Raw genomic sequence first — 23,321 nt, 5'->3', positions numbered from 1 at the left:
GAGCTTATCAAGGCAGAAGGATGGCGGATATTTTATAGCACTGAACAACTTGGGTATTTGTCTTGCCCGATAGAAAATAGCCAGCCAAGCTGAGCGTCAAATCAACGAGATTTTTATTCATGCATCATTTGGATCTACAAGTCATCGAGTCCGCACTGCGATGGGCTAACGCCGGCGAGCCGGTGTGGCTGTGTACCGTGCTGGCAACCTTCGGTTCGTCACCGCGAGAACCCGGATCGCTCCTGGTCGCCCGAGCGGACGGCAAGCATGTCGGCTCGCTTTCCGGGGGCTGCGTCGAGGAGGATTTTCTGGCGCGTCTACGGGAAGGCGACTTCGATGCTCCGATAACGGTGGTTCGCTATGGCGACGGCGGTATCGATCATTCCCAGATCACGCTGCCCTGCGGCGGCAGTCTCGAGGTGCTGGTCGAGCGCCTGATCTCCGCCCCCACCACTCTCATTCATCTTGAAGTGCTGCAGGCAGCGCTGCTCGGTCAACGTGCGCTGGTTCGGCGGGTGAGTCTCGAAGATGGCCGCGTCAGCTTCGTCGATAGCGACGCCCAGGGGCCGCAGGTAGAGCGCGACGAGCAAAGTGTGCGAGTACGGATCGGTCCGGCGCTGAGATTGATCATCGCCGGCATCTCCCCGGTTTCCGCCGCCTGCGCTGAGTTTGCCCGAACGCTGGGGTTCGAAGTCATTGTGTGTGACCCACGAGACGAGGCCCGAGCAACGTTCAACGTGCCCGGCGTGGAGGTTCAGGCGATACTGCCATCGCTGTTCATCGCTTCCGGTGCCAGTCACGCCGCCACCGCCGTGGTGGCCTTGACCCACGACCCACGCATCGACGATCTGGCCATGATCGAGGCCGTGCGCACCCCGGCATTCTATATCGGCGTGATGGGATCGAAACGCACCTCCAGCCAGCGGGCCGAACGCCTTGAGCGCTCCGGCAATCTGACTGAGGCAGAGATTGCTCGTATTCACATGCCCATCGGCCTGGCGCTGGGCAGCAAGACGCCGGCGGAGATTGCGCTTGCGGTCATGGCGGATATCCTGAGGGTTCATCGTGGGCAAGGGCGCGATGTCTTGTAAGGAAAACTTCGGCAAACCGCGGGTCATCGCGCTGGTGATGGGCGCGGGTCTGTCACGTCGCTTTGGCAGCGACAAGCGCCGCGCTCGACTCGCGAATGGCCGCCCCTTATTGCAGGCTACCCTAGAACTGGCCCGAACGAACTTCGATGCCACCTGGGTGGTTCTACGCCAACAAGACGACTCCGGGGAGCTGGGCCTCGATCCCGCCGTTGACGTACTGCACGCCCCGGGCAGCGATATTGGCCTGGGCACCAGCCTGGGTGCAGCGTTTTCCGCTTTGCTAACCCAGGCCAGCACACGTAATGCAGACGCCGCCGCGGTGATGCTGGGAGATATGCCCTGGGTAACGCCGAACACCTGCCGGACGTTGATAGACCATGCCCACGCCGAGCGCATCGCAATGCCGCGCCATGAAGGCCGCCTTGGTCATCCGGTGCTGTTTGGGCAAGCCTACTGGCCGATGCTGAGTCTTCTGAAGGGAGATACCGGCGCCCGGGAAGTGCTCAAGCAGCACGCTTCAGCCTGTACGGTCGTCGAGGTCCACGACTCGGGCATACATCGCGACGTGGACATACCGATGGACCTGGATTAACCGGCAAGCCGTTGCCACAGCAGCAACCCCCAAGTCACTCCAGCCATGATCAATGACAGCATGACCGCCGCAGAGCCGATATCCTTAGCCCGACCGGAGAGCACGTGATGCTCCGAGCCGATGCGGTCGATGGCGGTTTCCACTGCGCTGTTGAGCAGCTCGACAATCAGCACCAGAAAACAGCTGCTGATGAGCAGTATCCATTCCACCGTCGTTTGCCCGACCCAAAAGGCAAAAGGCAAGAATACGACGCACAGCACCAGCTCTTGGCGAAAGGCCGCTTCGTTCAAGGTAGCGGCCTTCAAACCTTTGAGGGAATAGCGGGTCGAGTTCACCAGGTGACGCCAGCCAGTATCGCTCGATTTCATCTTGCAGATCCATGCAGCCAATGAGGGCGCCTAGTCTATCCAATTCGGCCATTCAATTCGGCCCTAAAATTGCCGCTGCCGGCATAACGGGTCTAGCCTGTTAAGGTACTTGTCCAATTACAGGAGAACGTTATGCCTCGTGTAGTGATGCTCAGAGACCAGGAACCTCGTTGTCAGATCGAGGAAATCGATGCCAGCGAACTTCCGGAGCGCTCGGTCAGCGTTGATATCGACTATTCGGATTTGAACTACAAGGATGCGCTAGCGGTGACCGGCAAGGGCAAGATCGTGCGGGACTACCCGTTCGTGCCAGGCATCGATTTTGCCGGCACCGTGCGGGAATCCAAGAGCGATCGCTACAGTGTCGGCGACAAGGTGATCCTTACCGGCTGGGGCGTGGGCGAGCGTCACTGGGGCGGCTTTGCCGAAACCATGAACGTCGATTCGGACTGGCTGGTGCCCTGCCCCGACGCCCTATCGACCCGGGATGCCATGCTGCTGGGTACCGCAGGCCTGACCGCCATGCTCAGCGTGATTCAACTCGAGCAGGCAGGACTCGCAGCGGGCGGCAAGGTGCTGGTCACGGGGGCCACCGGCGGCGTGGGAAGCTGGGCAGTGCAGATGCTGGCTCAGCTTGGCTACGAGGTGGAGGCCGTCACCGGCAAGGCGGAACAGCACCACTGGCTGGAAGAACTCGGCGCCACTCAGATCGTGCCACGCAGTGAACTCGACGGGGAAACCCGCCCTTTGGAAAAAGGCCGTTGGGACGCCGCCGTGGATACCGTCGGCGGCCAGGTGCTGGCTGGCGTTCTGGCCCGCATGAATTATCAGGGTCGGGTTGCCGCAGTGGGCCTGGCGGCCGGCACCGATCTGCCGACCACGGTAATGCCTTTCATTCTACGAGGTGTATCGCTTCTTGGGGTGGAAAGCGTAATGGCGCCTTTCGATCAGCGTCAGGCAGCCTGGCAGCGGTTGGCGTCACTGCCCCGGGATCTCTTCACGCGCATGCAGACCGAGGAAATCGGTTTCGATCAAGTAGTGGAGCAGGCCGAGGCCATGCTGGCGGGCAAGACCTATGGCCGAGTGCTGATCAACCCTCATCAATCGTGACGCTTGCGATTGATTGCCGCGCTGGAGACGACGCTTTATGACATTATCGCGGGTTGCGCTAAGATGGTGGCCCGCTCATTCATGATTCGTCGAGCCAACGCTCATGCCCCTTCGCATCGCTATCAACGGCTACGGCCGTATCGGTCAGTGTGTATTGCGTGCCCTTGTCGAGCGCAATAACGCCAACTTGCAGGTCGTGGCGATCAATGAGCTGTCCGACCTGGAGACCATCGCCTATCTGACCCGCTACGACACCACCCACGGTCGCTTTCCGGGTAGGATCGATACCCGTGAAGAACGGCTCATCATCAACGGCCACTCCATCAGCGTCGTATCCGAGGCCGACCCCGCGAAGCTACCCTGGAGTGAGTTGGAGATCGATCTGGTAGTGGAGTGCTCCGGCAGCTTCAAGGATCGCGCCACCGCCCAGCAGCATCTCGATGCCGGCGCCAAACGGCTGCTCTTCTCCCAGCCTGCGGAAGCCGATATGGATCTCACCCTGGTCGGGGGCATCAACGAGCGCGAACTGCAGCCCGGGATGCGTATTCTGTCCGCGGCCTCCTGCACCACCAACTGCCTGGTCCCGATTCTCACGGTACTCGACGAGGCGCTGGGTATCGAACATGGGGTGACTACCACCATCCATTCGGCGATGAACGATCAGCCGGTGATCGACGCTTACAACAAGACCAGCCTGCGCTTGACCCGCTCCGCCATGCACTCGATCGTGCCCGTGGATACCGGCCTGGCCCGGGGAATCGAACGCCTGATGCCCAGACTCGCCGGGCGCTTCGAGTGCTTGCACATGCGGGTGCCGACCATCAACGTCTCCGCCATGGACATGGCGATCTGCGTGCGCGGCGAGACCACGGCGACGGCAGTCAATGCGTTGCTGCGCGACGCCAGCGAGAATCGTCTGGCAGGGCTTTTGGGCTATACCGAAGAACCCATGGCCTCCGTTGACTTCAACCACGACCCGCGCTCGGGTATCGTGGATGCCACTCAGACCCGGGTAGCCGGCGGTCACTTGATCAAGATGCTGAGCTGGTTCGACAACGAGTGGGGCTTTGCCAATCGCATGCTCGATATTGCCGAGCGCATCGCGACCCTGAAGTCATGTTGAAGTCGCACTGACTCACCTGTTATTCATCAATCACGACGAACAATCATCTGGAGGAAGCTGCCCCATGAACGTGCGCAAGATGACCGAACTGAACCTTGCTGGAAAGCGAGTGCTGATCCGCGAGGATCTCAACGTGCCGATCAAGCAAGGGCAAGTGGCCAGCGACGCCCGCATTCGTGCCAGCCTGCCGACCATTCAGGCAGCTCTCGACGCCGGCGCCAAGGTACTGTTGATGAGTCATCTAGGCCGTCCTACCGAGGGCGAACCCGCCGACGAGTTTTCCCTCGCACCGGTGGCCGAACACTTGAGTGGTCTCTTGGATAGATCGGTACGTCTAGAGAAGGACTACCTGGATGGCAACGTCGAAGTGGCCGAAGGCGAGGTCGTGCTGCTGGAAAACGTGCGCTTCAACAAGGGCGAGAAAAAAGACGATGAGGCGCTTTCCAAGGCCTATGCCAAGCTGTGCGATGTCTTCGTGATGGATGCCTTCGGCACCTCTCATCGCGCCCAGGCGTCTACCCATGGCGTGGCCCGCTTCGCCTCGGAGGCCTGCGCGGGTCCGCTGCTGGCGCGCGAACTCGAGGCACTTGAAAAAGCGCTGGCCACCCCCAAGCGGCCGATGATTGCCATCGTCGGCGGTTCCAAGGTCTCTACCAAGCTCGAAGTCCTCAACGCGCTTTCAGAAAAATGCGATCAGTTGATCGTTGGTGGGGGCATTGCCAATACTTTTATCGCTGCTGCGGGCCATAAGGTTGGCAAGTCATTGCATGAGGCGGATCTGGTCGATCGGGCATCGGCTCTTATGGAAAAGGTCGATATTCCCTTGCCCACGGATGTTGTGGTGGCAAAGGAGTTCTCCGAGAATGCGGAGGCAACGGTCAAGGGCGTGCAGCATGTCGCCGATGACGAGATGATACTGGATATCGGCCCGGCAACCGCCGAGCATTTTGCCTCCCTGCTTAAGGATGCGGGCACGATTTTATGGAATGGTCCGGTCGGTGTGTTCGAGATCGATCAGTTCGGCCAAGGCACCGAAACCCTCTCCAAGGCTATCGCCGCCAGCAACGCCTTCTCCATTGCCGGCGGTGGCGACACCTTGGCGGCGATCGACAAGTACGATATCGAGGATCAGGTCTCCTACATTTCCACTGGCGGTGGTGCCTTTCTGGAATATGTCGAAGGCAAGCAGCTGCCTGCCGTCACCGCACTGGAAAAAGCGGCCAAAAAGTAATAACGCATGCCGGGCCGAGCGGTCCGGCACATTTCACTCCCCGAGCCAGCGCTTCAAGACGGCGCGCGCTCTGCGGGTGTGCTCTTTCTTGACATGGGCAGCTACCACGGCAAGCGCCCCGACCAGCACCGAGACATCATCCGTATACCCGACAAAGGGCGTCACATCGGGAATGGTGTCCAGCGGAAAGATGAAATAGCCCAGCGCGCCGTAGATGGTGGTTTTTGCCCATACCGGCGTATCCGGGTCCTGGGCGGAGTAATAGAGTTTCAGGCCTGGCTCGAGAGTGGTCTTTCCCGCCTTCTTGGCATAGCGCGAGACCTTGTTCCAGAAGGCTTCGTCGGAATACCGCGACGTGTTCTCAAGGGTGTCGTATTGCACGTTGTCGTCATCCACGAGCACCGTTAGCGCGTTTTCCTCGGCCTTGCGGGACTGATGCGTCAATAGCTTCTGTGCCATGTATTTCTCTCCAGAAAATTCTCCAAACGGGGGCTGCCTTTCATTTTGCCATCTTTTCACGCTAGCGTAGAGTACGCGGTTTCATCACGAAGCTAAGCGACGCAAGGAGGCGTTATGGTATGGATGGGACCGCTGCTGGTGGTGCTGGGCGCCTTTCTATGGGGCATTTCCGGTGGTCTGGGTGGCTTCTTGATCGACAAGGGCTGGGAGCCGCTGCTGGCGGCTTTCTATCGTGGCGCCACCGGTTTTGCCTTCGTGCTGGTCTGGCTCTTGAGCCAACCGCGCAAGAACCTGCCCATGGATCGCTATTCGTTTGCCTGGTCGCTTCTGGGCGGCGTCGGTGTCGCCGGCAATCTCGCCTTCTATCTTCTCAGCATTCCAAGAGTGGGGGTCGCCGTAGCGGTGACGCTCATGTACATGGCCCCCATCTACGTGTATCTGGTGGCCTTTCTCACCGGCGTCGAGCGCTCCACCTGGCCTCGCTGGCTAGCAATCGGTCTCGCCATGCTGGGCATCGTGCTGCTGACCGATGTGTTCGCCACCGGTCTGGCCGACCTTGACCTGCTGGGCATTCTGAGTGGGCTGCTTTCGGGGCTGTGCTACGCCCTGTTCATCCTGGTGTTCAAGCGAGCCGCAGCCCGGGGCGGGCAACCGCAAGGCATCATGACCGTGAGCCTGCTGGTCTTCGCCCTGGCAATGGTGCCCTTCGTCAGCTATCAGGAGGTGACCGCCGCGACGTTTTCGCCGGACGTGGTCTGGTTCGTACTGACCGGGCTGCTGGGAGCGGGCATCGCCTTTCCGGTGTACTTCATCGGCCTGCGCGCCACCTCCCCGGCCATTGCCGCCGTCATCGCCATGATCGAGCCCATTACCGCCTCGTTGATGGGCGTATGGCTACTTGGCGAGTCGCTGACGCCGCTGCAGTTGTCCGGCGTGGTACTGATTCTGATACCGGTCACGTTGTTGAGCACGCGCCGGATTTGATGACGCGAGGCCTGGTCGACGGGCGGGTATCAGCGCTCCAGGCGTTCCAGCATCTCGCGTGTGCGGTGATGACCGCGTGCACGCCGCACGGCTTCGCTGCCGGCTCGACGACCGATGATGCGTGCCATACCCACCATGACACCGGTAGTGGCACCCCATAACAACGCGTGCCGCCATTGCACATCCGGATCGTATGGGTCCAGCGGTGGCTTACCGATCTTGCGCTCGTAGGCCTTGCGGGCGCCGTTGCGTGCCGCCACGCCGGCCGTAATGGCCAGCCCCGAGCTGACCAGCGACCATATCGTTTCACTTTTCATGCGCACTTCTTCCCGGCAAAAATTGAACTGCGTTTCATTATTCTATGTGCCTTCTTACAAATCCACCCTGCAGGGTGGCAAGAATTATTATCCACGACAGGAATATATAACATGGATTAACTTACTACTCAGTTGTCACATTAATTGCTCTAAAAGGCCGCTTTGTCATACACAAGGCACCGTTGACTCTGCTATATTGCGCTGCAGCAAAGCAGGTGCGATTCAACCGTATCCACTATGCTGACCCCAACCCCTGACAGGTATCCTTCATGACACGCTCCAACGACATTACCTCGCTTGTTCCTTTTACCCCTGCCGCCATGTTCGATGTATGGAAGGTTGGCGTAATGGCATTTGAACTCTGGACTACCTCGCTTTCCACCATCGCCATGCGTAATAGTCTCTGGTACACCCAAGTGCCTACCAGCCCGAAGATGATGAAAGAAAACCAGCGCATGGTGAGTGAGAAGCTCGATGCCAGCATGGAAGTCGCCAATGTGATGAACAAGACCATGCTCAACATGTTTTCTGGCCAGTATTCTCCCTGGTGGGTTACCAGCCGCCGTGCGATGACACCGCTGCATCGGCGCACCACCGCCAACACCCGTCGGCTTTCTCGTTGAGATAGCGCCCTGGTTGCTAGCAATGCGCATGGAAACGACTAAGGTTAACTTATGCCTCACGGAGGAGTCAGTTCATGCGCCAAGCAAGCAGCCCTATACTGCTGTCTATTCTACTCACTGGAACAGTGACGCTGTTTTCTAGTTTGGTACACAGCGCAGACCCAAAGCCTTTGCTACAGGTCAACGAGCAAGAGCCCTATGGGCGTTATCTCACTGATCGACAAAAGCGCAGCTTGTACCTGTTCTCCCAAGATGAGCCTGGAAGCGCCAGCACCTGCGTGGATGAGTGCGTCAATGCCTGGCCGCCTTATACCGTTCAAGGCGATCTTCAGCTTGGCAAGGGCCTCGATTCAAGCAAGCTCGATAGCATCGAACGTGAAGACGGTAGCAAACAGGTTACCTACGCCGGTTGGCCGCTATATTATTTCAGTGGTGACAAACGCCCGGGCGATGCCTTGGGCCAGGACGTCAATCATTTAGGAAGCAAGTGGTACCTGGTGTCTCCCGATGGTGAAAAGGTGTCTCATGGCGAGCGCTCTCAAGCCGAAGAGACCAGTGACGAATGAGTTGGCGAGCGTTTGACCGACACCCTCTTGTCGGCAAATTCAGTGGCACTCCGAATTTGCCGCAAAAAACTTGTACAACCATTATACGGCGTCTATATTGAGCGGTGTGTGCATAACTTCATTCATGCATCACCATTCAAAGGGTTGAACCATGAAAGGACTCAATACGGCTGTTTTGATACTGCTCATCATCGGCGGGGTAAACTGGCTGCTGGTAGGGCTTTTCCAATTCGACTTGGTTGCCGCCATCTTCGGTGGACAAACCGCCATCCTGGCGCGCATTGTCTATGTAATTGTAGGCATCTGTGCCTTGTATGCTCTGACGTTCATTCCTAAATTGACCGGCAGCACCGGTAGTCATCGCTCTACTCGATAGTTTGCGCTGCCCTTCATAGTAGCGTTCAGAGAAGCCGCTTCATTAAGCGGCTTTTTTTATAGTCATTTATGATAAAAAAGGACTATTACTAAGCTAATGAAAAATAATTAGCAACAACTCCTCGCTACCCAAAAACTCTGGTTTATTCAATCCCGCTCAGCCATATCCAACAGGGTTTGCTACACTGTATGGAAACGCTGTTCGGAAACACTGTTCAAAAAGCATGGAATTTATTCTCAACCCGATGCGTATTCCGCCGATAAACGTAACAATAGCTTAGTAAAGCCCAACGAACGCGAGAACCAACGTATGTCACGGCCCCTTTGTCTTCTTTTTGATTGCGATGGAACGTTGGTGGACAGCGAACCCTTGCTGGCCGATGAAATGGCGACCAGCCTTACCGCTATTGGCCTACCCTTCTCTACCGACGACTACATCGGTGAATTTCGCGGGGCACGCTTTCGCAACATTGTCGCCGAGCTGCAAAAACGTCATGGCCGAATCGATGCAACCTCGCTGAAGGAAACGGAAGACGGCATGCGGGCTCGGCTCGCCGAGCGTCTCGTTCACGAACTCAAATGCTTGCCGGGAGTGCACGAAGCCCTCTCTTCCCTCTCGGAGTACCCCCGCGCAGTCGTGTCCAACGGCCCCGAAGCCAAGATTCGCACCTGCCTTGCCTCCACGGGCTTGAGCGGCTACTTCAACGACCACTTGTTCAGTGCTTATACCGCCAACTGCTGGAAACCCGATCCAGGCCTTTATCTACACGCCGCCCACAGCATGGGATTCAAGGCGCGTGATTGCCTGATCATCGATGACTCCATCGTCGGCGTACGCTCGGCCTTGGCAGCGGAAATTCCAGTCATTCACCTGAACCGCTTCTCGGACGTGGAAACCACGCCGCCGGGCGCCATCATGATCAACAACATGCACCAATTGCCCACGGTGGTGAGTCGCTTGGTGCACCAGGAAGCCTTGGCCCTGTAAGCGTTTTCAGTCGCCGGCCGGGCAATATCCGTCCCCTGTTCTGTCAGGTATCATGACCCGGTATTCACTTGCCGGGGGACAGCATGGCGTCATTACATGATCAACTTCGCGGCCTGGTCTATTCCACCGAACACGGTGATACCTGCCCCGTTTGTCGCAAGCCCCTATCCGAATGCGAATGCGCCGATCGCGCCGAGGCCGAGCGCCTGGCCGCGCTGGACGGCATCGTACGTATTCGCCGTGAAACCAGTGGCCGCAAGGGCAAGGGGGTTACCACCATCAGCGGCGTTCCCCTTGTTCAGGCGGAGCTCAAGACGCTGACCAAGGAACTCAAGAAGCGCTGTGGTACCGGTGGCGCGCTCAAGGAGGACATCATCGAGATCCAAGGCGATCACCGCCAGACCCTCAAGGAGGCATTGGAAACGCGCGGCTACACCGTCAAGCTGGCCGGTGGCTGATCGAATCAAAAAAGCGGCGTCCCCTTGTCATGGCAGGCATTGGCTACCACCCTGTAGTGGTCTGTTCGGATATTCATCTGACAAGGGAGTGAAAGATGCAGACTCTGAAGTTTTCCGGTACCGATATCACCGCCTCGCGCATTGGCCTTGGCACCTGGGCCATTGGCGGCTGGATGTGGGGCGGCACTGACGATGATCAGTCCGTGCGTACGATCCATGCCGCACTGGATCGTGGTGTCACGCTAATCGATACCGCGCCGGTTTATGGCTTCGGCCATTCCGAGGAGGTTGTCGGCCGCGCCGTGGCGGAGTACGGCCAGCGCGACAAACTGGTGCTGGCCACGAAGGTGGCAATGGAGTGGAAGGACGACGAAAGTGTGGTGCGCAATGCCAGCGCCGCCCGCATCGAAAAGGAGGTCGAGGACTCCCTGCGCCGGCTGCGCACCGATACCATCGATCTTTACCAGATCCACTGGCCCGACCCGCTCGTGCCGATGGAAGAAACCGCCCGAGCCATGGAGCGCCTTTATCGAGATGGCAAGATCCGCGCCATCGGCGTCAGCAACTTTTCCACCGAGCAGTGCGACGCCTTTCGCGAAGTGGCCCCGCTGCACAGCGTGCAGCCGCCCCTGAACCTGTTCGAGCGGGAAGCCGAGCGCGACATCATTCCCTATGCTGAACGCGAAGGCCTGGTCATGCTGACCTATGGTGCGCTGTGTCGCGGCCTGCTGACCGGCAAGATGAAAAGCGACTCGACCTTCGGCGGCGACGACCTGCGCAACAACGATCCCAAGTTCCAGTCGCCACGCTATTCGCAATATCTGAGCGCCGTCGACGCCCTGGATCGCTTCGCCCGGGAGCGTCATGACAAGAGCGTGCTGGAACTTGCGGTACGCTGGCTGCTGGATCGGCACGACAATGGCATTGCACTGTGGGGCGCTCGGCGTCCGGATCAGGTAGAAGCCATCGAGCGCATAGACGGCTGGCAACTCGGCAGCGACGACCTGAACGAGATCGAGCGCATCGTCGATGAACACGTCAAGGATCCGGTGGGCCCTGAGTTCATGGCGCCTCCAAGCCGCAACGACTGACATCGAACACCCGCAATAAAAAACCCCGGCATCCATTAAATTGTTGCAAGGATGCCGGGGGTAAAAAAGAAAAGCTTAGAAAGTGTATTCGAGACCTAACACTGCTACCGGATAAACGCCAAACTCATCCACGTCGTCCTGCAAGTCGTCCTCTTCCTGCTGAATATCCTGGCGTAGTTGCGGGTCACTAGCGGCGCCAGTAGCTTCGAGATTCACCTCAGCATCCGTCAGGAAAGCGCCGAGCTTGGCAAACACACCGAGCCCGTTCTTGTGGCTACCACGCCATCCCAGGCCCAGATAGGGCTGGATGGAATCGCCAAGCGTCACATCGCCGCGCAGGGTGCCGACTTCGTCAGAGGTATAGGTCGTGCCGTTGTATTCGTAGCTCTGGCCGTCCTTGGGACGCCCCACCACCAGCGCGGCGATATCCGGCTTCACTGCACCCGCGGAGAGGAAGAAACGGCCACCAAAGGGGAAGTAATCGAACGTAAGGCCGTAGACGTCCATATCGAAGTCGCCTTCGTAATCCACATCATCGGTCTCATGTTCGAGGCCGTCGTAGGTGAATCCGGTGTAGCCGGCAGTCAACGCCATATTGTCGTGGAAGCGGTAGCTGACACTGCCGCCGTAACCGGTGGTGCCGACCTCGGCGCCTACCGACCAGTTGTTCATCGATGCTGCCGAGGCAGGCACTGCCATGGTCGTCAAGGCGCTGGCCAGCAAAATGGTGTGTAAGGTTCGCATGATATTCCCTGCTTGTATCGTTATGGTCATAGCCGATTTAGAAGGATCGGATAAAAGCCATAACGACCACGCTCGGGAAATCTTTAATCATGTATTTGTCATGCTCTCACGGTTGATTGAGCGATAGCGCTTATCGAAGCCCTTGGACGAGGGTTTCCAGCGCCTCCCCCACCGGCGCCTCTATCTTGAGCGAGTAGAGATCGTCCGCCCGGGTACGGCCAAGATTGAGACAGGCGACGGGCTTGCCTTCCTGAACGGCACGGCGGGCAAAACGATAGCCTGAATAGACCATCAACGACGAGCCAATCACCAGCAGCGCGCTGGCGCGCTCCAACGCTTCAATGCTGGCAGCGACCCGTTCGGGCGGAACGCTGTCCCCGAAGAACACCACGTCCGGCTTGAGAATACCGCCACAGCGAGTGCAATCGAGCACCTGAAACGTCGAAAAATCCAGACCCTCGAGATCTGCATCCCCATCCGGGCCGACCGGAGCCTCAAGGGAAGACCAGCCGGGGTTACGGGCCGCCAGTTCGTCGTGCAGATGGTAGCGCATACGGCGGGCATCGCAGCCCATACACCGCACGATCTCGGCCCGCCCATGCAAATCGATGACTCGCCGGGAGCCGGCGTGCTGATGCAGCCCATCGACATTCTGGGTGATCAGGGTGGAGACATGGCCTTTGGCCTCGAGCTGCGCCAGTGCCCGATGAGAAGGACCTGGGCGTGCATTCTCGATGGCCCGAAACCCCAGCAGGCTGCGTGCCCAGTAGCGCTGGCGCGTCGTCGTGCTATGCATGAAGGCATGATGCTGTACCGGCGGCGAGCGCTTCCATTCGCCCCGAGCATCCCGATAGTCGGGGATACCGCAGTCGGTACTCACCCCCGCGCCCGTCAGCACCATCAACCCCGGATAGCGCTCTACGAATTCGTGTAATGCTTGTTCATCCGTCCTATTTGCAGTTGGCCAGGAAGCTGTAGGGGCGGCTGTTTCCAGAGTCGATGGCATGGGCACTGTTAAATCCTGCATTGATTCGCTAAAACTATCAGGTCACTCGCCAAGCATGATGCCAGCTCATGCTGAAAGCGATAACATGGCATAGACGCTGCTCACCATCGTCGCATGGCTCTCATCGTTGCCCCTGGCTAAAGTGCAGTCACTATTACCGGTCTAGTATAAGGACGTCAGCGATGGCCTGGCTTGAATATCTGTTACCGCTGATTTTTCTAACCCCACTTGGCGCGATCGCCGTCATCGTGCTGATATTACGCAATCTGCACGACACTCAGGTTCGTTCCCCTTTCGATGCCCAGCCTCTGCATGGGCCAGGTCAGGCGCTGCGCAACCGGTTGGACCGCATCTTCTCGAGTCTCTTTCTCAATGGTGCACTGGGCCCCATCCTGGTGCTCACGCCACTGGTCTATGGCATGGGGCGCATGCTGTTCGCCCCCCACCAGAACTGGCTGGAATGGGCCATCTACGGCCTGCTGTCCACACTGCTGGTCATTCTGTTTGGCTTTTTACTGATGCTCGACTATCAGCGTATTCGCCGCGTCAAATTCGGCCTGGCCTGTGAACTGGCAGTGGGTCAGGAACTGGCGCGACTGATTCGCCCCGAGACACATCCCTATTTCGTATTCCACGACATTCCTGCCGACACCTTCACCATCGATCATGTCGTCGTTACGCCCCATGGGCTCTTCGTCATCGAAACCCGCGCCCGCACCCATCCACTGGATGCCACAGGAGAATCCATGCACACGGTAGCGGTCGAGCGTGAACGCCTGCGCTTCCCGGGGTGGAGTGAGCGCCAGCCACTACGCAAGACGCGTCAGGCGACGACCTGGTTGCGCCAATGGCTGATTCGGGAACATGGAGTCGATGTACCCGTACGCGGCGTTCTGGTATTACCGGACTGGGACATCAACAGGGAACAATTGTTCGATGACCCACTCGTGGTCAACGGTGAAGGGCTGGCCCAACTGCTCATCGACACCCCCATGGGAGAACTCGACGACGAGGATCACACCAGGATAGGCCGCGCCTTGACCGAGCGTGCGGCACTCCAAGGCAAGCGACATCTGTATCGGCCTTCTGCCTGATTCAGGGGAAAGCCGCTAGAGTAATGCGCGGCGCGCACTGCCCCCGGCGCAGTGGCACAAGGCTCTTCGCCTCGGGAAAGCCTTCCAACCGCTCTGCATCGATACCGATACGCACCTCGGTCAGCGTACGCTTGCCAAAACCTTTGCATTTAAGACTCAGCGCCTTGCCCGTTCCCTTGCCAAAGGCTGCTTCAAACGCCCTGGTCAGTGCGCTGCGCTCGATCTCGCCGCCCTGGTTGATCATCATGAAATCGACGAAGGCGCTGGCATTGACCCTTTCCATCAAATCCACCGCCTTGACGAAATAATCCTCTGCCGGCAGAGCCAGGCAAGCCGCGTGCTTGGCATACTGATAGCGATCCAGGCAGCTAGCACGCCCGGGCATGGCCTCATCCAGCTCAGCGGCGAGCGGTTCAGCGAAAGCAAAAGGCGCATGAGCACGGCAGAAGCTGCCGTTGGCTCGCGGCTGTTCGAGGAAACACCCCTCCTGACGCCAGCGCCTGGGCGTAATGCCGTCATCGGCGAAGCGTTTGGGCAGCGAGGGCCATAACCCATGCAGAACAAAGCCATCCTCGGCGGCTTCCTGCACTTCGGTCTCGCGACACTCCTTGCGGGATCGGCTGGTCGTCTGGCAAAACCCAGGGTGCCAGGTCAGCGCCAGCACGTAATGATCGAAGCCTTCGGCTTCCAATCGGGGCTCGGCCATGGCGGGCAGGGTCGCGAGCAACAGCGCAAATAGCCAGGCTCCTCTCAAGGCCGCCTTTTTCAAAACTGTCCTTCCCAAGATCATACGGATGCCTTGTCGCGTCATTGCAGTGCTCGTTCGCCGTGTTGCTTCGTCGGTGTAATTCACTCCGCCCTCAAACGCCCGCCCATCTCCTGGGCTAAATCCACCGCGTAGTGATCCGTCATGCCGCCGATGAAGTCGAGCATGCGCCGGTAACTGTCATAGAGGGACCAGGACGGCTGCGGCGTGTTCTCGCCGATCAGCGCCAGCACCCGCTGATGCTTGAAGGTGGAATGGCCGTGATGGTGCAGCTCATGGGCGGCGCCGATAAAGGCTTCGAGCAGGATACCCAGAGTCGTGTGGGCGCCAATTTCCAGCTTGGCCTTGCGCTCGTTCTGGAAGATGCGCTTGCGCGCAAGATTCTTGGCTTCGCCGACCCCCCAACCCAGATCCGGATGGCACAGTTCGAGCAGGTCGTCCTTTAACGCACCATTAAGCAGTTCCTGCTCGTGCTGAATGAACACCGCCCCCACATCGTTGACCGCCCGCTCCATGGCGGCACCACGCAGCGCAGCGATGCGGCGGCGCTGGGAGACGCCATCCTGTTCCATCTCGGCATAGTCCGCGGGCTCGCCGCCGGCGATCTGTATGAGCACATCCGCGACCTCATCGAAACGCAGAATGCCCATCTCCAGACCATCCTCGAGATCCAGCAGCGCATAGCAGATGTCGTCGGCGGCCTCGACCAGATAGGCCAAGGGGTGCCGGCACCATTTCCAGTCGCCCTTTGCTTTGAGCCCCAGCCGCTGCGTGACGTCGAGAAGCAACTGCTTTTCGGACTGGTAACAGCCGAACTTGCCCGCCTGGCCGCCATGTTCCACGGTCCAGGGATATTTGAGTAGCGTGCCCAAGGTCGCTGCCGTCAGCCGCATACCGCCCTTGAACTGGTTGTATTCAATCTGAGTCACGACCCGAAAGCCCTGGGCGTTGCCTTCGTAGGTCAAGAGATCCGCGCGCTCGGTGTCCGAAAGCCCATCGAGCAGACCGCTACCGTTAGTCTCGGCGCGCTTGAACCAGTCGCGGATGGCGTATTCGCCGGCATGGCCAAAGGGTGGGTTGCCGATGTCATGCCCCAGGCATGCCGCCTGCACGATCACCCCCATGTCCGCCGGCGTGATCCAGTCAGGTAACCGTTCGCGCAGCCCCTCGCCGACGATCATCCCCAGGCTGCGGCCCACGCAACCCACCTCCAGGGAATGGGTCAATCGGGTATGGATATGATCGTTATCCGTCAGCGGATGTACCTGGGTCTTGCGGCCCAGACGCCGAAACGAGCCCGCAAAGACGATACGGTCGTGATCCTTGTGGAACGGACTGCGACCGATCTCGTCCCTAAGCTCCCGGGGCTTGTCGTTGAGCCGGGTAGGATCGAGCAAGCGTTCCCAATGCATCTGCGACATGCAGCATCCTCGAAGTCGTGGCGCAGCAGCGCGGTGTATGACGATTCAAGCATTCTACGGGAATTTGCTGTTTCGCGTAGGCAGGTGGGTGCCTGTGGCGCTGATAGGAAAAGCCTTCAGGTCACCCGGGTAAGAAGTTATTGGCAGAGCCTGGGACATGAAAGCTCTCGGTACACGAAATTCATGTGGGTGTGTGGAAGCGGTCAGAAGCGGGCTTTCAGATGGCTTTGAACGCCCGCAACACCGGACAATTTGGAGCGCAGCGGAAAATTGTTCCGTGTGCTTGCGTTTGTTATGTGCTTTAGGCATTTTTAAGGTGCTCTAGTGATTTGTGCACAAAATAAACAAGACTAATAGCTTTTAGGCTATTTTCTTTACTGCCATATAAGCCCGAATTCCCGTGCATAATTAAGTGCCGATTGAGAAGCTTCTTTTCTTCCTCAGTTGGACTGTAGATTGTCTTCGTAACCTCACTAGAAACTCGCAGAGGTTTTAAGACAGCCTCTTCAAATACTTCCAGCCCAGAGATGGAGTCGAAAATATCGTCAGTTTTAGGAAGTCCGGTCTTGGGGCCTTTTGGCTTTTGCTTTGCAAAAATACCCATACTCGGATATAGATCTCTGCCAATGCCTTCCGACAGAGCTAGGAGAGTAGGAATTGAGGAGAAATATATTTCTGAGTGGTGACTTTTGAAGGCGTCTTCGATCTGATTGTTACGATCAGGGTAAATACGACAAAGCTCAGATTCAAAATGCAATATATTTTCTTCTATATAGTCAATCATATATGAATCTTGATCACTCTCACTCTTCCCGACAAGCGCATTCATCTTTTTGGAAAAATCGGGCATGGTTCCGTCTAAAAACCAGATAAACCATCCCCTGTTCATCAACTTAATAGATTCATCTTCAATATCTTTAGGAAGATTATTTACAAGATATTCTATCCTACTATGGACTGCTTTCAAGTCTACAGTTTCAGCCCGCTTTTTAAATTCTTCGGCCGCCCTAGAAAGGCCAATAATAAAATTTCTAAAATCGCTCATAGACTCTTCATGTGCATATAACAGCGTATTAGACGGCGTGTTCTATGATTGGGTGAACGTGCGAGCACGTTTGTCCGGCAAATGCAGCCTGCCGAGGTTATAGCAAGCTTTTGATCTTTAAGTCTATTAACTAAAATTAGGCTATATATCCAAAATTCGCACGCCTGCTGCATTTTCCGAAACGTCCGCCTTGGGGCGTTATCAATCACTCAATAACCCAACCTGTTCACCCGCCTCACTTCTTGCATCACAGCCGCACCCAGTATCCCCTGCCGCTTCCCACTAATATAAACCAGCCCTTGGTGCTAATCCCCGTGCAGACCAACTCTCTTGGAACGCAGCGGAGCGCTTTAGCGCGTCCGCCGGCCTGACTTGTTAGCAGAGATGTCTTTGAGCCCACCGGAGACATATTTGTGCAGAACGCTGGAGACTAGAGACTGGTACGGAAGCCCTTCCTCTAGTGCCTGGCGCTGAAGTGCCTCCAAGTCCCGGCTGGAGATGCGGATATTAATCCGCTTGTCTTTCTTGAATGTTTCTTCCGCTGCCTTGGTGAGGTATTCCCGCCGGTCGGCATCCAGATCCGATTCAAATTCCCCAGATTCGTAAGCCTCAAGCAACTCTTGCTCTTCAGAATCTAATTTAACGTTGGCCATATTGCCCCCCTAGAAATTTCTTGGCGGCCTTGCGGGTGGGAATAATTGACTTGAGAAAAAATTCCCGGTCATTCTCAACGTACGGTACCAGCCAGGCGTAATCATCAATCCGAACCACGAACAGGCGCTGATTCGGATACTTACCCTTGTTGGGGTGAGGTCCATCGTCAAGCAAACCACCAGATTGGAGAACGAACAGAACGTCTTCAAAGGAGACCATGCCCCTTCAAACCGATATCGGCGCCGTCGAGGTCAAGCACTCGCTTGATATAGCTGCCATAGCCATTCATTTGAACATCCTGAATAACCAAGCACTCACGACTTATATTTTATCGACCATGACATTTCCAGTGGCTCGTCCAGCGTCATGTCGTCGGTTTTGCAGGCAACCCGTGTCAACAGCGGCCCGACCGGGGTCTGATAAGGCGGCTCGCCATCAACGCTATCCACTTCACATGCGTTGAGTCCTTTGACCGCGAACTCCGTGACATCGCCCTTATCGAACGTCACCGTGTTGCCGTCGATAGTTGCTTCACTCGAGAAGCTGGCGAATTCCAGCGTAATGTTATCCACTTCCAACGTTTCGGTTGGCCGGTAAACATCGGTACGCGTGATTTTGCCCGGTGAAAAGTCGTATCTCGTTTCGACTTCCAGGCGATCGTCCTTGATGGGGCGACTCTTACCCAGCCGATCGACTTCTTCCTGCTCATAGGTAACCGTGAAGGTATTGCCCTCTTTCGAGGTTTGCACGTTGCGTATGAAGGCAGCCGGTATCAGCTCGTCCCCGTCCGCTAACGTGAACCGGGGCAATAGCTGAGGGTAGTCTTCATCCGGAGTTCCCTCCAGCATCGCATTCGAGAAGGGAATGGGATAATAGGGGTTGTTCATATGCTGGGATTTACCGCCATTGATCAGCGGCAAGCTGATGACATGGCTTTGACCACGATAGGTTACCAGTGCCCGATCATAGTCGCCTTTGGCAAACCAGGTGACGGTACTGGTAGGCAGTTTTTCCAGCCAGGCGTCGAAATCACTTGATGGCGTTTTGCCTTCATAGCCTATTTCGTTCCAGAGGTCGGCGGTATAGATCAACTGATGCGACAGGCTCAAGTTCTCGCCAAGTATCCGATGTTTGCCGCGATAGTCATCCGAGGTGCGACCCTTGTCCCAGAGATTGACGGAATTCATATCCTCGTCGTACCAGAAATCCACATAGCGCTGGGTGGCTCTAATGGCAAAGGCGTAGGCCATCTCTTCTTCCTTGGGCGTCAGCACATCCAGATAGGCCGCCGCGGAAAGCACCTCGAGAAAGGCGGTATCCCCATAGGCGCCAATGCTGCGTCCGAAGCTGAAGCCATGCCCTTCTTCATTGAGCCTTACCAGAATGGCGTCAACGGAGTTGCGCAGCCATTCCCTCATCTGCGGCGTGACCTCCATTCCGGTTTCGATGAAGCGCTGGGATATCTCGCCGATGAGAAGAATGCTGTAGCGATCGAAGCGCCCTTCCCCTTCGGTTTCGTCAGAAAAGCCATATTCACCGGAATATTTCCGGTAGTGGTCCATCATCTTTTTCAGCAGCTTTTCACTCGCCGATTTGTCTTCCCAGCCCAGCAGATAGCGCAATCGAGCGATGGAAAACGCGACCCCGTAATAGTTGGTCGGCAGGCTGATCAGCGAGTAGTCATCCTGATCGACGAACTGCCGCCAATCGGTTTTCTTCTTCAGCTTCTTGAGTGTATTCCGGCTAACCGCACGCTCCAGCAACCCCGCTTCCTGCAAGCGATAAAGGGCAGACACATAGTAATAAATACCCCAGGTTTCATTGCGATCATCAACGGTCATGTCCGCTATCTTTCGATAGCCTTCCAGGTAGCGCTCGAACTCGGGGCTTTCTCTTGGCGTATTCAGTAATAGATAGCTCAGCCCGATGGCTATTTTCCCGGGAAGAAACTTGTCTTTTCCAGTGAATGCACGAACACCGTCAAGGGTTATATCTTCTTTTTCACTGAGCAGTTTTTCGAAAAACACATCCAGCTTGGGCAGGATTCTGCTGTCGATCACCTGATTGAGCGGCGGATAGGTTTTTGGGCGCTTATCGCCGGATGTTTCCATCGCAGGGGTAGTCGCCGCCTTCGTTTCAGCCTGAACGGCTGCACTGGCACAGCACGTTGCCAGAGCCAGCGCGACGATGCATTTGACGTATTTATTCATTAAAACCATCCATAGCTTGAATGACTAAATTAATTGGGCATGGCGCCTTGTCAGTCGAGTTTCACGGCCTCATGTAGTGCATGACACCTTTCCAGGAGCAAGCATGATAAAAGAGATCACGATCTATTCCGATTATGTCTGTCCGTATTGCCTGCTGGCCGAACGTGTCGTCGACGACGCGACCCAGGGCCAGGATGTCGAAATCAAATGGCGCCCCTACGAGTTAAGGCCCGCGCCGGTGCCTACGCTGCGCGTGGAAGATCCGTACCTGCCCCAGGTCTGGCAACATTCGGTGTACCCGCTTGCAGAGCGTCTGGGTGTACCGATCAAGCTACCGGCCATTTCGCCACAGCCCCGCACCGACAAGGCTTTCGAGGTATTTGCGTTGGCCGATGATCAAGGCCTGGGCCACGCCTTCACGATGAGGGTTTTCAAGGCCTTCTTCCAGGAAGAAAAGGATATCGGCAGCCCCGAGGTTCTCGCCGATCTTGCTCAGGACATCGGCCTCGACCGCGAGGAAGCACTCACGGCCCTGGCCCAGGGTACTTATCGCCAGCGCCAACGCGAGGCCCAGCGTCATGCTGTCGAGGAGGCGAACATAACCTCGGTGCCAACCATCATCGTGGGTAAGCGTACCTTTGCCGGCGTTCCCGACCCCGCCCAGCTTCAGCAAGCCATTGCAGCGCTAGACGTCGCGGAGGCTTCCGGGAGTAGTTGAGACGGCCGTTCTGCACTCAACGTAGCGCTCGGCATGAGAAGCGCACACCGTCAGTTGTTCAGAATCATCGCCGTCAAATCCTCCGCCAGGGGGTCGAGCACTTCCGACCAGGGAAGATAGGGCGTCGAGCCATTGCCGTTGACCAGCACGCTGAAAGCGCCCCAGCGGCCCTTGCTGGTGCGGAAGTAGCCGCCCATGGCGCGCACGGCGTAAGGCTGATTGAGGGTGCCGGTCTTGATCATGACGTGGTGCTGAAAGATATCGCTGCCGCGACGAATGAAGCGCATCGGGCCATTGGCGGGTGCCTGCATGCCCGCCACGAATGGGGGAAACAGGGAGGCGCGGCGGTACATGGCCTCGAGCAGCATATTGACGCCCTGAGCCGAGGTGCGATTCTCCGTGGTCAAGCCGCTACCGCTGTAAAGCGTCAAGGGGCCATGCCCGGGTAACGACTGGGCGAATCGCTCGATCTCTCCGCCGGCCTGCCTGAGTGAGGCTCGGGGCTGTTCGATCAGATCGAGACTCAGCGTATCCGCCATGAAATTGTTGGAGTAGTTCAGGGTGCGCAGCAGCAGTGTCTGCACTGTTTCGCTCTCCACCGAGGCAAGCTCCCTACTGGCAGCGGGCGGCGCAGTCACGCTTGTCGTGTGGCCGCCGCTGACCTTGACCCCCGCCTGCTCGAGCATGGCAAGCAGCGTCATTCCGGTTTGGCCCCCAGGGTCGGAGCTGGAGCGATAGACTTGGCGCGGGCTGCTGTTCAGCCCAATACTTCCATCGAGAACCAGCGTGTCCACGCCATCCCGGGTGACGCGCTCGGCGCTGATTCGGGTCGGCTCCCCGGCAATCATGGTCTTGACGCGGTTATCCACCTTGACCAGAGGGGTCAGAATATCGCAACTCATGGCCCGGGCCGGCGTGCCGGCCTTGGCGCCCGGCAAGATATTCACGCACCAGTTGCCAAAATTGACCCCGGCGGAAGAGAGCAGCGCGTCGTAGGAGTTGCGCGAGTGAGTGCGCGAATTGCAGCGGTCGGTGGTAATGCACTCGACCGGACCAAAACGCCATTGGCTGATGATCAGCTGGCCGTTGACTGAGGTGACGCCTTGTTGGCGTAGCCCTTGTATCAACTGCCAGAGATCTTTCGACACCAGCGCTGGATCACCGCCCCCTTCCAGCACCAGATCGCCCTGCAGGGTACCGTTCTGATCGATCCAGCCGCTGGATACCAGCCGCGTGGTGAACCGGTGCTGCGGCCCCCAACGATCCAACGCCGCCGCGGCGATATAGAGCTTGGATACCGATGCGGGCGATAGCTGGCGCTGCGCATCGATTTCACCCAGCACCTTGCCGCTGTCGAGCATCCGGGCCTGGGCGCCTACGGCAAACCCCTTGTTTGTCAATCGATTGACGTGGTCGAACCCCGCCGCCATGAGAGTGAAAGGCATTCCTGCGAGCAGGAAGAGGGCGAGCAAGGCAATGATGGGGCGACGCATGAAAGGATCCTGATAGATAAGAAATGGTATGGGTCAATGAGCCGACACGTTGGAGAAGAGCTGAATGACGGTCACGCCGCCGATGATCATGGCAAGCCCGAGCACCGCGGCAAGATCGAGTTTCTCCTTGAACACGACGACGCCGATCAAGGTGACCAGCACGATACCGAGTCCGGCCCAGAAGGCGTAGGCAATACCCACCGGCACCGTGCGTAGCACCAGGGTCAGCATGTAAAAGGCCAGTCCGTAGCCCCCTACTACCAGCACGCTGGGCCAGAAGCGCGTGAATTCCTGAGAGGATTTGAGGGCGCTGGTGGCCAGCACTTCGGCGACGATCGCCACGAACAGATAGACATACGCCATCAGTTTTCTCCCCGGGCCAAACGATGACGCATGAAGGCGTCGAAGGCGGTATTGAACAGCAGTGCGTACAACAAGAAGAACAGCATGAAGCCCAGATCCAGCCAGAAGGCCTCGATGAGTCCGATATTCAGCCACCAGGCGACGCCGGGCAATGTCACGATCAGCAGGCCCAGCTCGAAACCCAGTGCCTGAGCGATACGTTGTTTCAAGGTGCGTTTGCGGGTGGGCACCCAATGATCGAACAGCCGATTCCACACCAGGTTCCAGAGCATGGCCAGGGTCGCGATGGCCACGGCCAATAAGCCTATGCGGCCCATGTCGTGGCCCGTCAGCCAGCTCGACAGCGGCGTGACGATGACCAAGCCGCCCACTTCGAACAGGGTCATGTGCAATACCCGCTCACCCCAACTACGCATTATCCGGCTCCCTTC

28 protein-coding genes are annotated in these 23,321 nt (G+C 57.6%); 14 read left to right on the top strand and 14 right to left on the bottom strand.

The genetic code is table 11. The annotated features are described in order from the left end of the window. The first annotated feature begins 119 nt into the window (after positions 1-119). Together H7850_RS00615 and H7850_RS00610 are read left to right on the top strand one after the other, a co-directional pair. Entirely contained in the window at positions 120-1,091 is a 972-nt protein-coding gene (locus H7850_RS00615; RefSeq protein WP_227367466.1) for an XdhC family protein, read from the top strand. Continuing rightward, positions 1,081-1,683, top strand: a complete 603-nt coding sequence (locus H7850_RS00610; protein ID WP_227367465.1) for an NTP transferase domain-containing protein — start codon at positions 1,081-1,083, stop codon at positions 1,681-1,683. The genes H7850_RS00615 and H7850_RS00610 overlap by 11 nt, the downstream gene beginning before the upstream one ends. Here the strand turns inward: H7850_RS00610 and H7850_RS00605 are convergent. Next, complete coding sequence (locus H7850_RS00605) at positions 1,680-2,051, bottom strand: diacylglycerol kinase (RefSeq protein WP_227367464.1); 372 nt, start codon at positions 2,049-2,051, stop codon at positions 1,680-1,682. The two genes, H7850_RS00610 and H7850_RS00605, sit on opposite strands and share 4 nt — an antisense overlap. 132 nt (positions 2,052-2,183) lie before the next feature. On the opposite strand from H7850_RS00605, the gene H7850_RS00600 reads away from it, so the two are divergent. The 3 genes from H7850_RS00600 to H7850_RS00590 all read left to right on the top strand — a co-directional run bounded on the left by H7850_RS00600 (position 2,184) and on the right by H7850_RS00590 (position 5,515). Next, positions 2,184-3,161: an MDR family oxidoreductase gene (locus tag H7850_RS00600; RefSeq protein WP_227367463.1), complete on the top strand. Its 978-nt coding sequence runs from the start codon at positions 2,184-2,186 to the stop codon at positions 3,159-3,161. A 103-nt stretch (positions 3,162-3,264) separates the two neighbouring features. Beyond that, entirely contained in the window at positions 3,265-4,284 is a 1,020-nt protein-coding gene (locus H7850_RS00595) for a type I glyceraldehyde-3-phosphate dehydrogenase (protein WP_227367462.1), read from the top strand. Positions 4,285-4,348: 64 nt separating this feature from the next. Continuing rightward, a complete protein-coding gene (locus tag H7850_RS00590) occupies positions 4,349-5,515 on the top strand; it encodes a phosphoglycerate kinase (RefSeq protein ID WP_227367461.1) in 1,167 nt (388 codons plus the stop codon). Positions 5,516-5,548: 33 nt separating this feature from the next. Here the strand turns inward: H7850_RS00590 and H7850_RS00585 are convergent, their stop codons facing one another. Continuing rightward, complete coding sequence (locus H7850_RS00585) at positions 5,549-5,974, bottom strand: YkvA family protein (RefSeq protein ID WP_227367460.1); 426 nt, start codon at positions 5,972-5,974, stop codon at positions 5,549-5,551. 114 nt (positions 5,975-6,088) lie between these two features. Here H7850_RS00585 and H7850_RS00580 point away from each other — a divergent pair, with 114 nt between their 5' ends. Then, positions 6,089-6,958 carry a DMT family transporter gene (locus H7850_RS00580; protein ID WP_227367459.1) on the top strand — a complete coding sequence of 290 codons (870 nt, stop codon included), beginning with the start codon at positions 6,089-6,091 and terminating at the stop codon, positions 6,956-6,958. 29 nt (positions 6,959-6,987) lie between these two features. On the opposite strand, the gene H7850_RS00575 is transcribed toward H7850_RS00580, so the two are convergent. Further along, a complete protein-coding gene (locus tag H7850_RS00575; protein WP_227367458.1) occupies positions 6,988-7,275 on the bottom strand; it encodes a DUF4235 domain-containing protein in 288 nt (95 codons plus the stop codon). A gap of 269 nt (positions 7,276-7,544) precedes the next feature. On the opposite strand from H7850_RS00575, the gene H7850_RS00570 reads away from it, so the two are divergent. The 6 genes from H7850_RS00570 (at position 7,545) to H7850_RS00545 (ending at position 11,376) form a co-directional block, all read left to right on the top strand. After that, on the top strand, positions 7,545-7,898 hold the full coding sequence (locus H7850_RS00570) for a hypothetical protein (RefSeq protein WP_227367457.1): 354 nt from the start codon (positions 7,545-7,547) through the stop codon (positions 7,896-7,898). Positions 7,899-7,972: 74 nt separating this feature from the next. Next, a complete protein-coding gene (locus tag H7850_RS00565; protein WP_227367456.1) occupies positions 7,973-8,464 on the top strand; it encodes a hypothetical protein in 492 nt (163 codons plus the stop codon). Positions 8,465-8,615: 151 nt separating this feature from the next. Then, on the top strand, positions 8,616-8,840 hold the full coding sequence (locus H7850_RS00560) for a DUF378 domain-containing protein (protein WP_227367455.1): 225 nt from the start codon (positions 8,616-8,618) through the stop codon (positions 8,838-8,840). A gap of 309 nt (positions 8,841-9,149) precedes the next feature. Then, the gene (locus H7850_RS00555; RefSeq protein WP_227367454.1) at positions 9,150-9,827 is read left to right on the top strand and encodes an HAD-IA family hydrolase; all 678 of its coding nucleotides are present in this window, start codon (positions 9,150-9,152) and stop codon (positions 9,825-9,827) included. Positions 9,828-9,910: 83 nt separating this feature from the next. After that, on the top strand, positions 9,911-10,285 hold the full coding sequence (locus tag H7850_RS00550) for a translation initiation factor Sui1 (RefSeq protein ID WP_227367453.1): 375 nt from the start codon (positions 9,911-9,913) through the stop codon (positions 10,283-10,285). 95 nt (positions 10,286-10,380) lie between these two features. Next, positions 10,381-11,376 (top strand): aldo/keto reductase, encoded by a 996-nt coding sequence (locus tag H7850_RS00545; protein WP_227367452.1) that lies wholly within the window; start codon positions 10,381-10,383, stop codon positions 11,374-11,376. A gap of 75 nt (positions 11,377-11,451) precedes the next feature. Here H7850_RS00545 and H7850_RS00540 read toward each other — a convergent pair whose 3' ends face one another. Together H7850_RS00540 and H7850_RS00535 are read right to left on the bottom strand one after the other, a co-directional pair. Continuing rightward, complete coding sequence (locus tag H7850_RS00540; protein WP_227367451.1) at positions 11,452-12,120, bottom strand: hypothetical protein; 669 nt, start codon at positions 12,118-12,120, stop codon at positions 11,452-11,454. 130 nt (positions 12,121-12,250) lie between these two features. Further along, positions 12,251-13,126: an NAD-dependent protein deacetylase gene (locus H7850_RS00535; protein ID WP_227367450.1), complete on the bottom strand. Its 876-nt coding sequence runs from the start codon at positions 13,124-13,126 to the stop codon at positions 12,251-12,253. Between the two features lie 182 nt (positions 13,127-13,308). Here H7850_RS00535 and H7850_RS00530 point away from each other — a divergent pair, with 182 nt between their 5' ends. Further along, positions 13,309-14,220 carry an NERD domain-containing protein gene (locus H7850_RS00530; protein ID WP_227367449.1) on the top strand — a complete coding sequence of 304 codons (912 nt, stop codon included), beginning with the start codon at positions 13,309-13,311 and terminating at the stop codon, positions 14,218-14,220. A gap of 1 nt (position 14,221) precedes the next feature. Here H7850_RS00530 and H7850_RS00525 read toward each other — a convergent pair whose 3' ends face one another. The 6 genes from H7850_RS00525 to H7850_RS00500 all read right to left on the bottom strand — a co-directional run bounded on the left by H7850_RS00525 (position 14,222) and on the right by H7850_RS00500 (position 20,316). Beyond that, positions 14,222-15,031: a ribonuclease T2 family protein gene (locus H7850_RS00525; RefSeq protein WP_227367448.1), complete on the bottom strand. Its 810-nt coding sequence runs from the start codon at positions 15,029-15,031 to the stop codon at positions 14,222-14,224. 38 nt (positions 15,032-15,069) lie between these two features. Further along, complete coding sequence (locus H7850_RS00520) at positions 15,070-16,407, bottom strand: deoxyguanosinetriphosphate triphosphohydrolase (protein WP_227367447.1); 1,338 nt, start codon at positions 16,405-16,407, stop codon at positions 15,070-15,072. A gap of 301 nt (positions 16,408-16,708) precedes the next feature. Beyond that, positions 16,709-17,452: a hypothetical protein gene (locus H7850_RS00515; protein WP_227367446.1), complete on the bottom strand. Its 744-nt coding sequence runs from the start codon at positions 17,450-17,452 to the stop codon at positions 16,709-16,711. Between the two features lie 350 nt (positions 17,453-17,802). Then, on the bottom strand, positions 17,803-18,105 hold the full coding sequence (locus H7850_RS00510) for a CopG family antitoxin (protein ID WP_227367445.1): 303 nt from the start codon (positions 18,103-18,105) through the stop codon (positions 17,803-17,805). Further along, positions 18,092-18,325, bottom strand: coding sequence for a hypothetical protein (locus tag H7850_RS00505; RefSeq protein WP_227367444.1), 234 nt, complete (start codon positions 18,323-18,325; stop codon positions 18,092-18,094). The genes H7850_RS00510 and H7850_RS00505 overlap by 14 nt, the downstream gene beginning before the upstream one ends. Before the next feature lie 95 nt (positions 18,326-18,420). Beyond that, a complete protein-coding gene (locus H7850_RS00500) occupies positions 18,421-20,316 on the bottom strand; it encodes a hypothetical protein (protein WP_227367443.1) in 1,896 nt (631 codons plus the stop codon). A 103-nt stretch (positions 20,317-20,419) separates the two neighbouring features. Between H7850_RS00500 and H7850_RS00495 the strand changes: the two genes are divergently transcribed. Next, positions 20,420-21,034 carry a DsbA family protein gene (locus H7850_RS00495; RefSeq protein ID WP_227367442.1) on the top strand — a complete coding sequence of 205 codons (615 nt, stop codon included), beginning with the start codon at positions 20,420-20,422 and terminating at the stop codon, positions 21,032-21,034. Positions 21,035-21,084: 50 nt separating this feature from the next. On the opposite strand, the gene dacB is transcribed toward H7850_RS00495, so the two are convergent. From dacB to H7850_RS00480, 3 genes are read right to left on the bottom strand one after another with little or no spacing between them, the layout of a single operon-like run. Continuing rightward, a complete protein-coding gene (dacB, locus tag H7850_RS00490; protein WP_227367441.1) occupies positions 21,085-22,527 on the bottom strand; it encodes a D-alanyl-D-alanine carboxypeptidase/D-alanyl-D-alanine-endopeptidase in 1,443 nt (480 codons plus the stop codon). Positions 22,528-22,560: 33 nt separating this feature from the next. Further along, positions 22,561-22,893, bottom strand: coding sequence for a DMT family transporter (locus H7850_RS00485; protein ID WP_227368513.1), 333 nt, complete (start codon positions 22,891-22,893; stop codon positions 22,561-22,563). Continuing rightward, the gene (locus H7850_RS00480) at positions 22,890-23,306 is read right to left on the bottom strand and encodes a PACE efflux transporter (protein WP_227367440.1); all 417 of its coding nucleotides are present in this window, start codon (positions 23,304-23,306) and stop codon (positions 22,890-22,892) included. The genes H7850_RS00485 and H7850_RS00480 overlap by 4 nt, the downstream gene beginning before the upstream one ends. Between the last annotated feature and the right edge of the window lie 15 nt (positions 23,307-23,321).

The organism is Halomonas sp. M20 (assembly GCF_020622265.1).
Lineage (GTDB): Bacteria > Pseudomonadota > Gammaproteobacteria > Pseudomonadales > Halomonadaceae > Modicisalibacter.
This window is presented reverse-complemented; position numbering and strand designations above follow the sequence as displayed.

What these genes read in the sequence shown, in the direction of transcription:
- H7850_RS00540 (WP_227367451.1), bottom strand. Translation starts at nt 12,120, where the DNA reads ATGCGAACCTTACACACCATTTTGCTGGCCAGCGCCTTGACGACCATG.
- H7850_RS00585 (WP_227367460.1), bottom strand. Translation starts at nt 5,974, where the DNA reads ATGGCACAGAAGCTATTGACGCATCAGTCCCGCAAGGCCGAGGAAAAC.
- H7850_RS00515 (WP_227367446.1), bottom strand. Translation starts at nt 17,452, where the DNA reads ATGAGCGATTTTAGAAATTTTATTATTGGCCTTTCTAGGGCGGCCGAA.
- dacB (WP_227367441.1), bottom strand. Translation starts at nt 22,527, where the DNA reads ATGCGTCGCCCCATCATTGCCTTGCTCGCCCTCTTCCTGCTCGCAGGA.
- H7850_RS00535 (WP_227367450.1), bottom strand. Translation starts at nt 13,126, where the DNA reads ATGCCATCGACTCTGGAAACAGCCGCCCCTACAGCTTCCTGGCCAACT.
- H7850_RS00480 (WP_227367440.1), bottom strand. Translation starts at nt 23,306, where the DNA reads ATGCGTAGTTGGGGTGAGCGGGTATTGCACATGACCCTGTTCGAAGTG.
- H7850_RS00595 (WP_227367462.1), top strand. Translation starts at nt 3,265, where the DNA reads ATGCCCCTTCGCATCGCTATCAACGGCTACGGCCGTATCGGTCAGTGT.
- H7850_RS00510 (WP_227367445.1), bottom strand. Translation starts at nt 18,105, where the DNA reads ATGGCCAACGTTAAATTAGATTCTGAAGAGCAAGAGTTGCTTGAGGCT.
- H7850_RS00590 (WP_227367461.1), top strand. Translation starts at nt 4,349, where the DNA reads ATGAACGTGCGCAAGATGACCGAACTGAACCTTGCTGGAAAGCGAGTG.
- H7850_RS00565 (WP_227367456.1), top strand. Translation starts at nt 7,973, where the DNA reads ATGCGCCAAGCAAGCAGCCCTATACTGCTGTCTATTCTACTCACTGGA.
- H7850_RS00520 (WP_227367447.1), bottom strand. Translation starts at nt 16,407, where the DNA reads ATGTCGCAGATGCATTGGGAACGCTTGCTCGATCCTACCCGGCTCAAC.
- H7850_RS00555 (WP_227367454.1), top strand. Translation starts at nt 9,150, where the DNA reads ATGTCACGGCCCCTTTGTCTTCTTTTTGATTGCGATGGAACGTTGGTG.
- H7850_RS00605 (WP_227367464.1), bottom strand. Translation starts at nt 2,051, where the DNA reads ATGAAATCGAGCGATACTGGCTGGCGTCACCTGGTGAACTCGACCCGC.
- H7850_RS00560 (WP_227367455.1), top strand. Translation starts at nt 8,616, where the DNA reads ATGAAAGGACTCAATACGGCTGTTTTGATACTGCTCATCATCGGCGGG.
- H7850_RS00550 (WP_227367453.1), top strand. Translation starts at nt 9,911, where the DNA reads ATGGCGTCATTACATGATCAACTTCGCGGCCTGGTCTATTCCACCGAA.
- H7850_RS00615 (WP_227367466.1), top strand. Translation starts at nt 120, where the DNA reads ATGCATCATTTGGATCTACAAGTCATCGAGTCCGCACTGCGATGGGCT.
- H7850_RS00495 (WP_227367442.1), top strand. Translation starts at nt 20,420, where the DNA reads ATGATAAAAGAGATCACGATCTATTCCGATTATGTCTGTCCGTATTGC.
- H7850_RS00570 (WP_227367457.1), top strand. Translation starts at nt 7,545, where the DNA reads ATGACACGCTCCAACGACATTACCTCGCTTGTTCCTTTTACCCCTGCC.
- H7850_RS00600 (WP_227367463.1), top strand. Translation starts at nt 2,184, where the DNA reads ATGCCTCGTGTAGTGATGCTCAGAGACCAGGAACCTCGTTGTCAGATC.
- H7850_RS00500 (WP_227367443.1), bottom strand. Translation starts at nt 20,316, where the DNA reads ATGAATAAATACGTCAAATGCATCGTCGCGCTGGCTCTGGCAACGTGC.
- H7850_RS00580 (WP_227367459.1), top strand. Translation starts at nt 6,089, where the DNA reads ATGGTATGGATGGGACCGCTGCTGGTGGTGCTGGGCGCCTTTCTATGG.
- H7850_RS00525 (WP_227367448.1), bottom strand. Translation starts at nt 15,031, where the DNA reads ATGACGCGACAAGGCATCCGTATGATCTTGGGAAGGACAGTTTTGAAA.
- H7850_RS00610 (WP_227367465.1), top strand. Translation starts at nt 1,081, where the DNA reads ATGTCTTGTAAGGAAAACTTCGGCAAACCGCGGGTCATCGCGCTGGTG.
- H7850_RS00575 (WP_227367458.1), bottom strand. Translation starts at nt 7,275, where the DNA reads ATGAAAAGTGAAACGATATGGTCGCTGGTCAGCTCGGGGCTGGCCATT.
- H7850_RS00505 (WP_227367444.1), bottom strand. Translation starts at nt 18,325, where the DNA reads ATGGTCTCCTTTGAAGACGTTCTGTTCGTTCTCCAATCTGGTGGTTTG.
- H7850_RS00530 (WP_227367449.1), top strand. Translation starts at nt 13,309, where the DNA reads ATGGCCTGGCTTGAATATCTGTTACCGCTGATTTTTCTAACCCCACTT.
- H7850_RS00545 (WP_227367452.1), top strand. Translation starts at nt 10,381, where the DNA reads ATGCAGACTCTGAAGTTTTCCGGTACCGATATCACCGCCTCGCGCATT.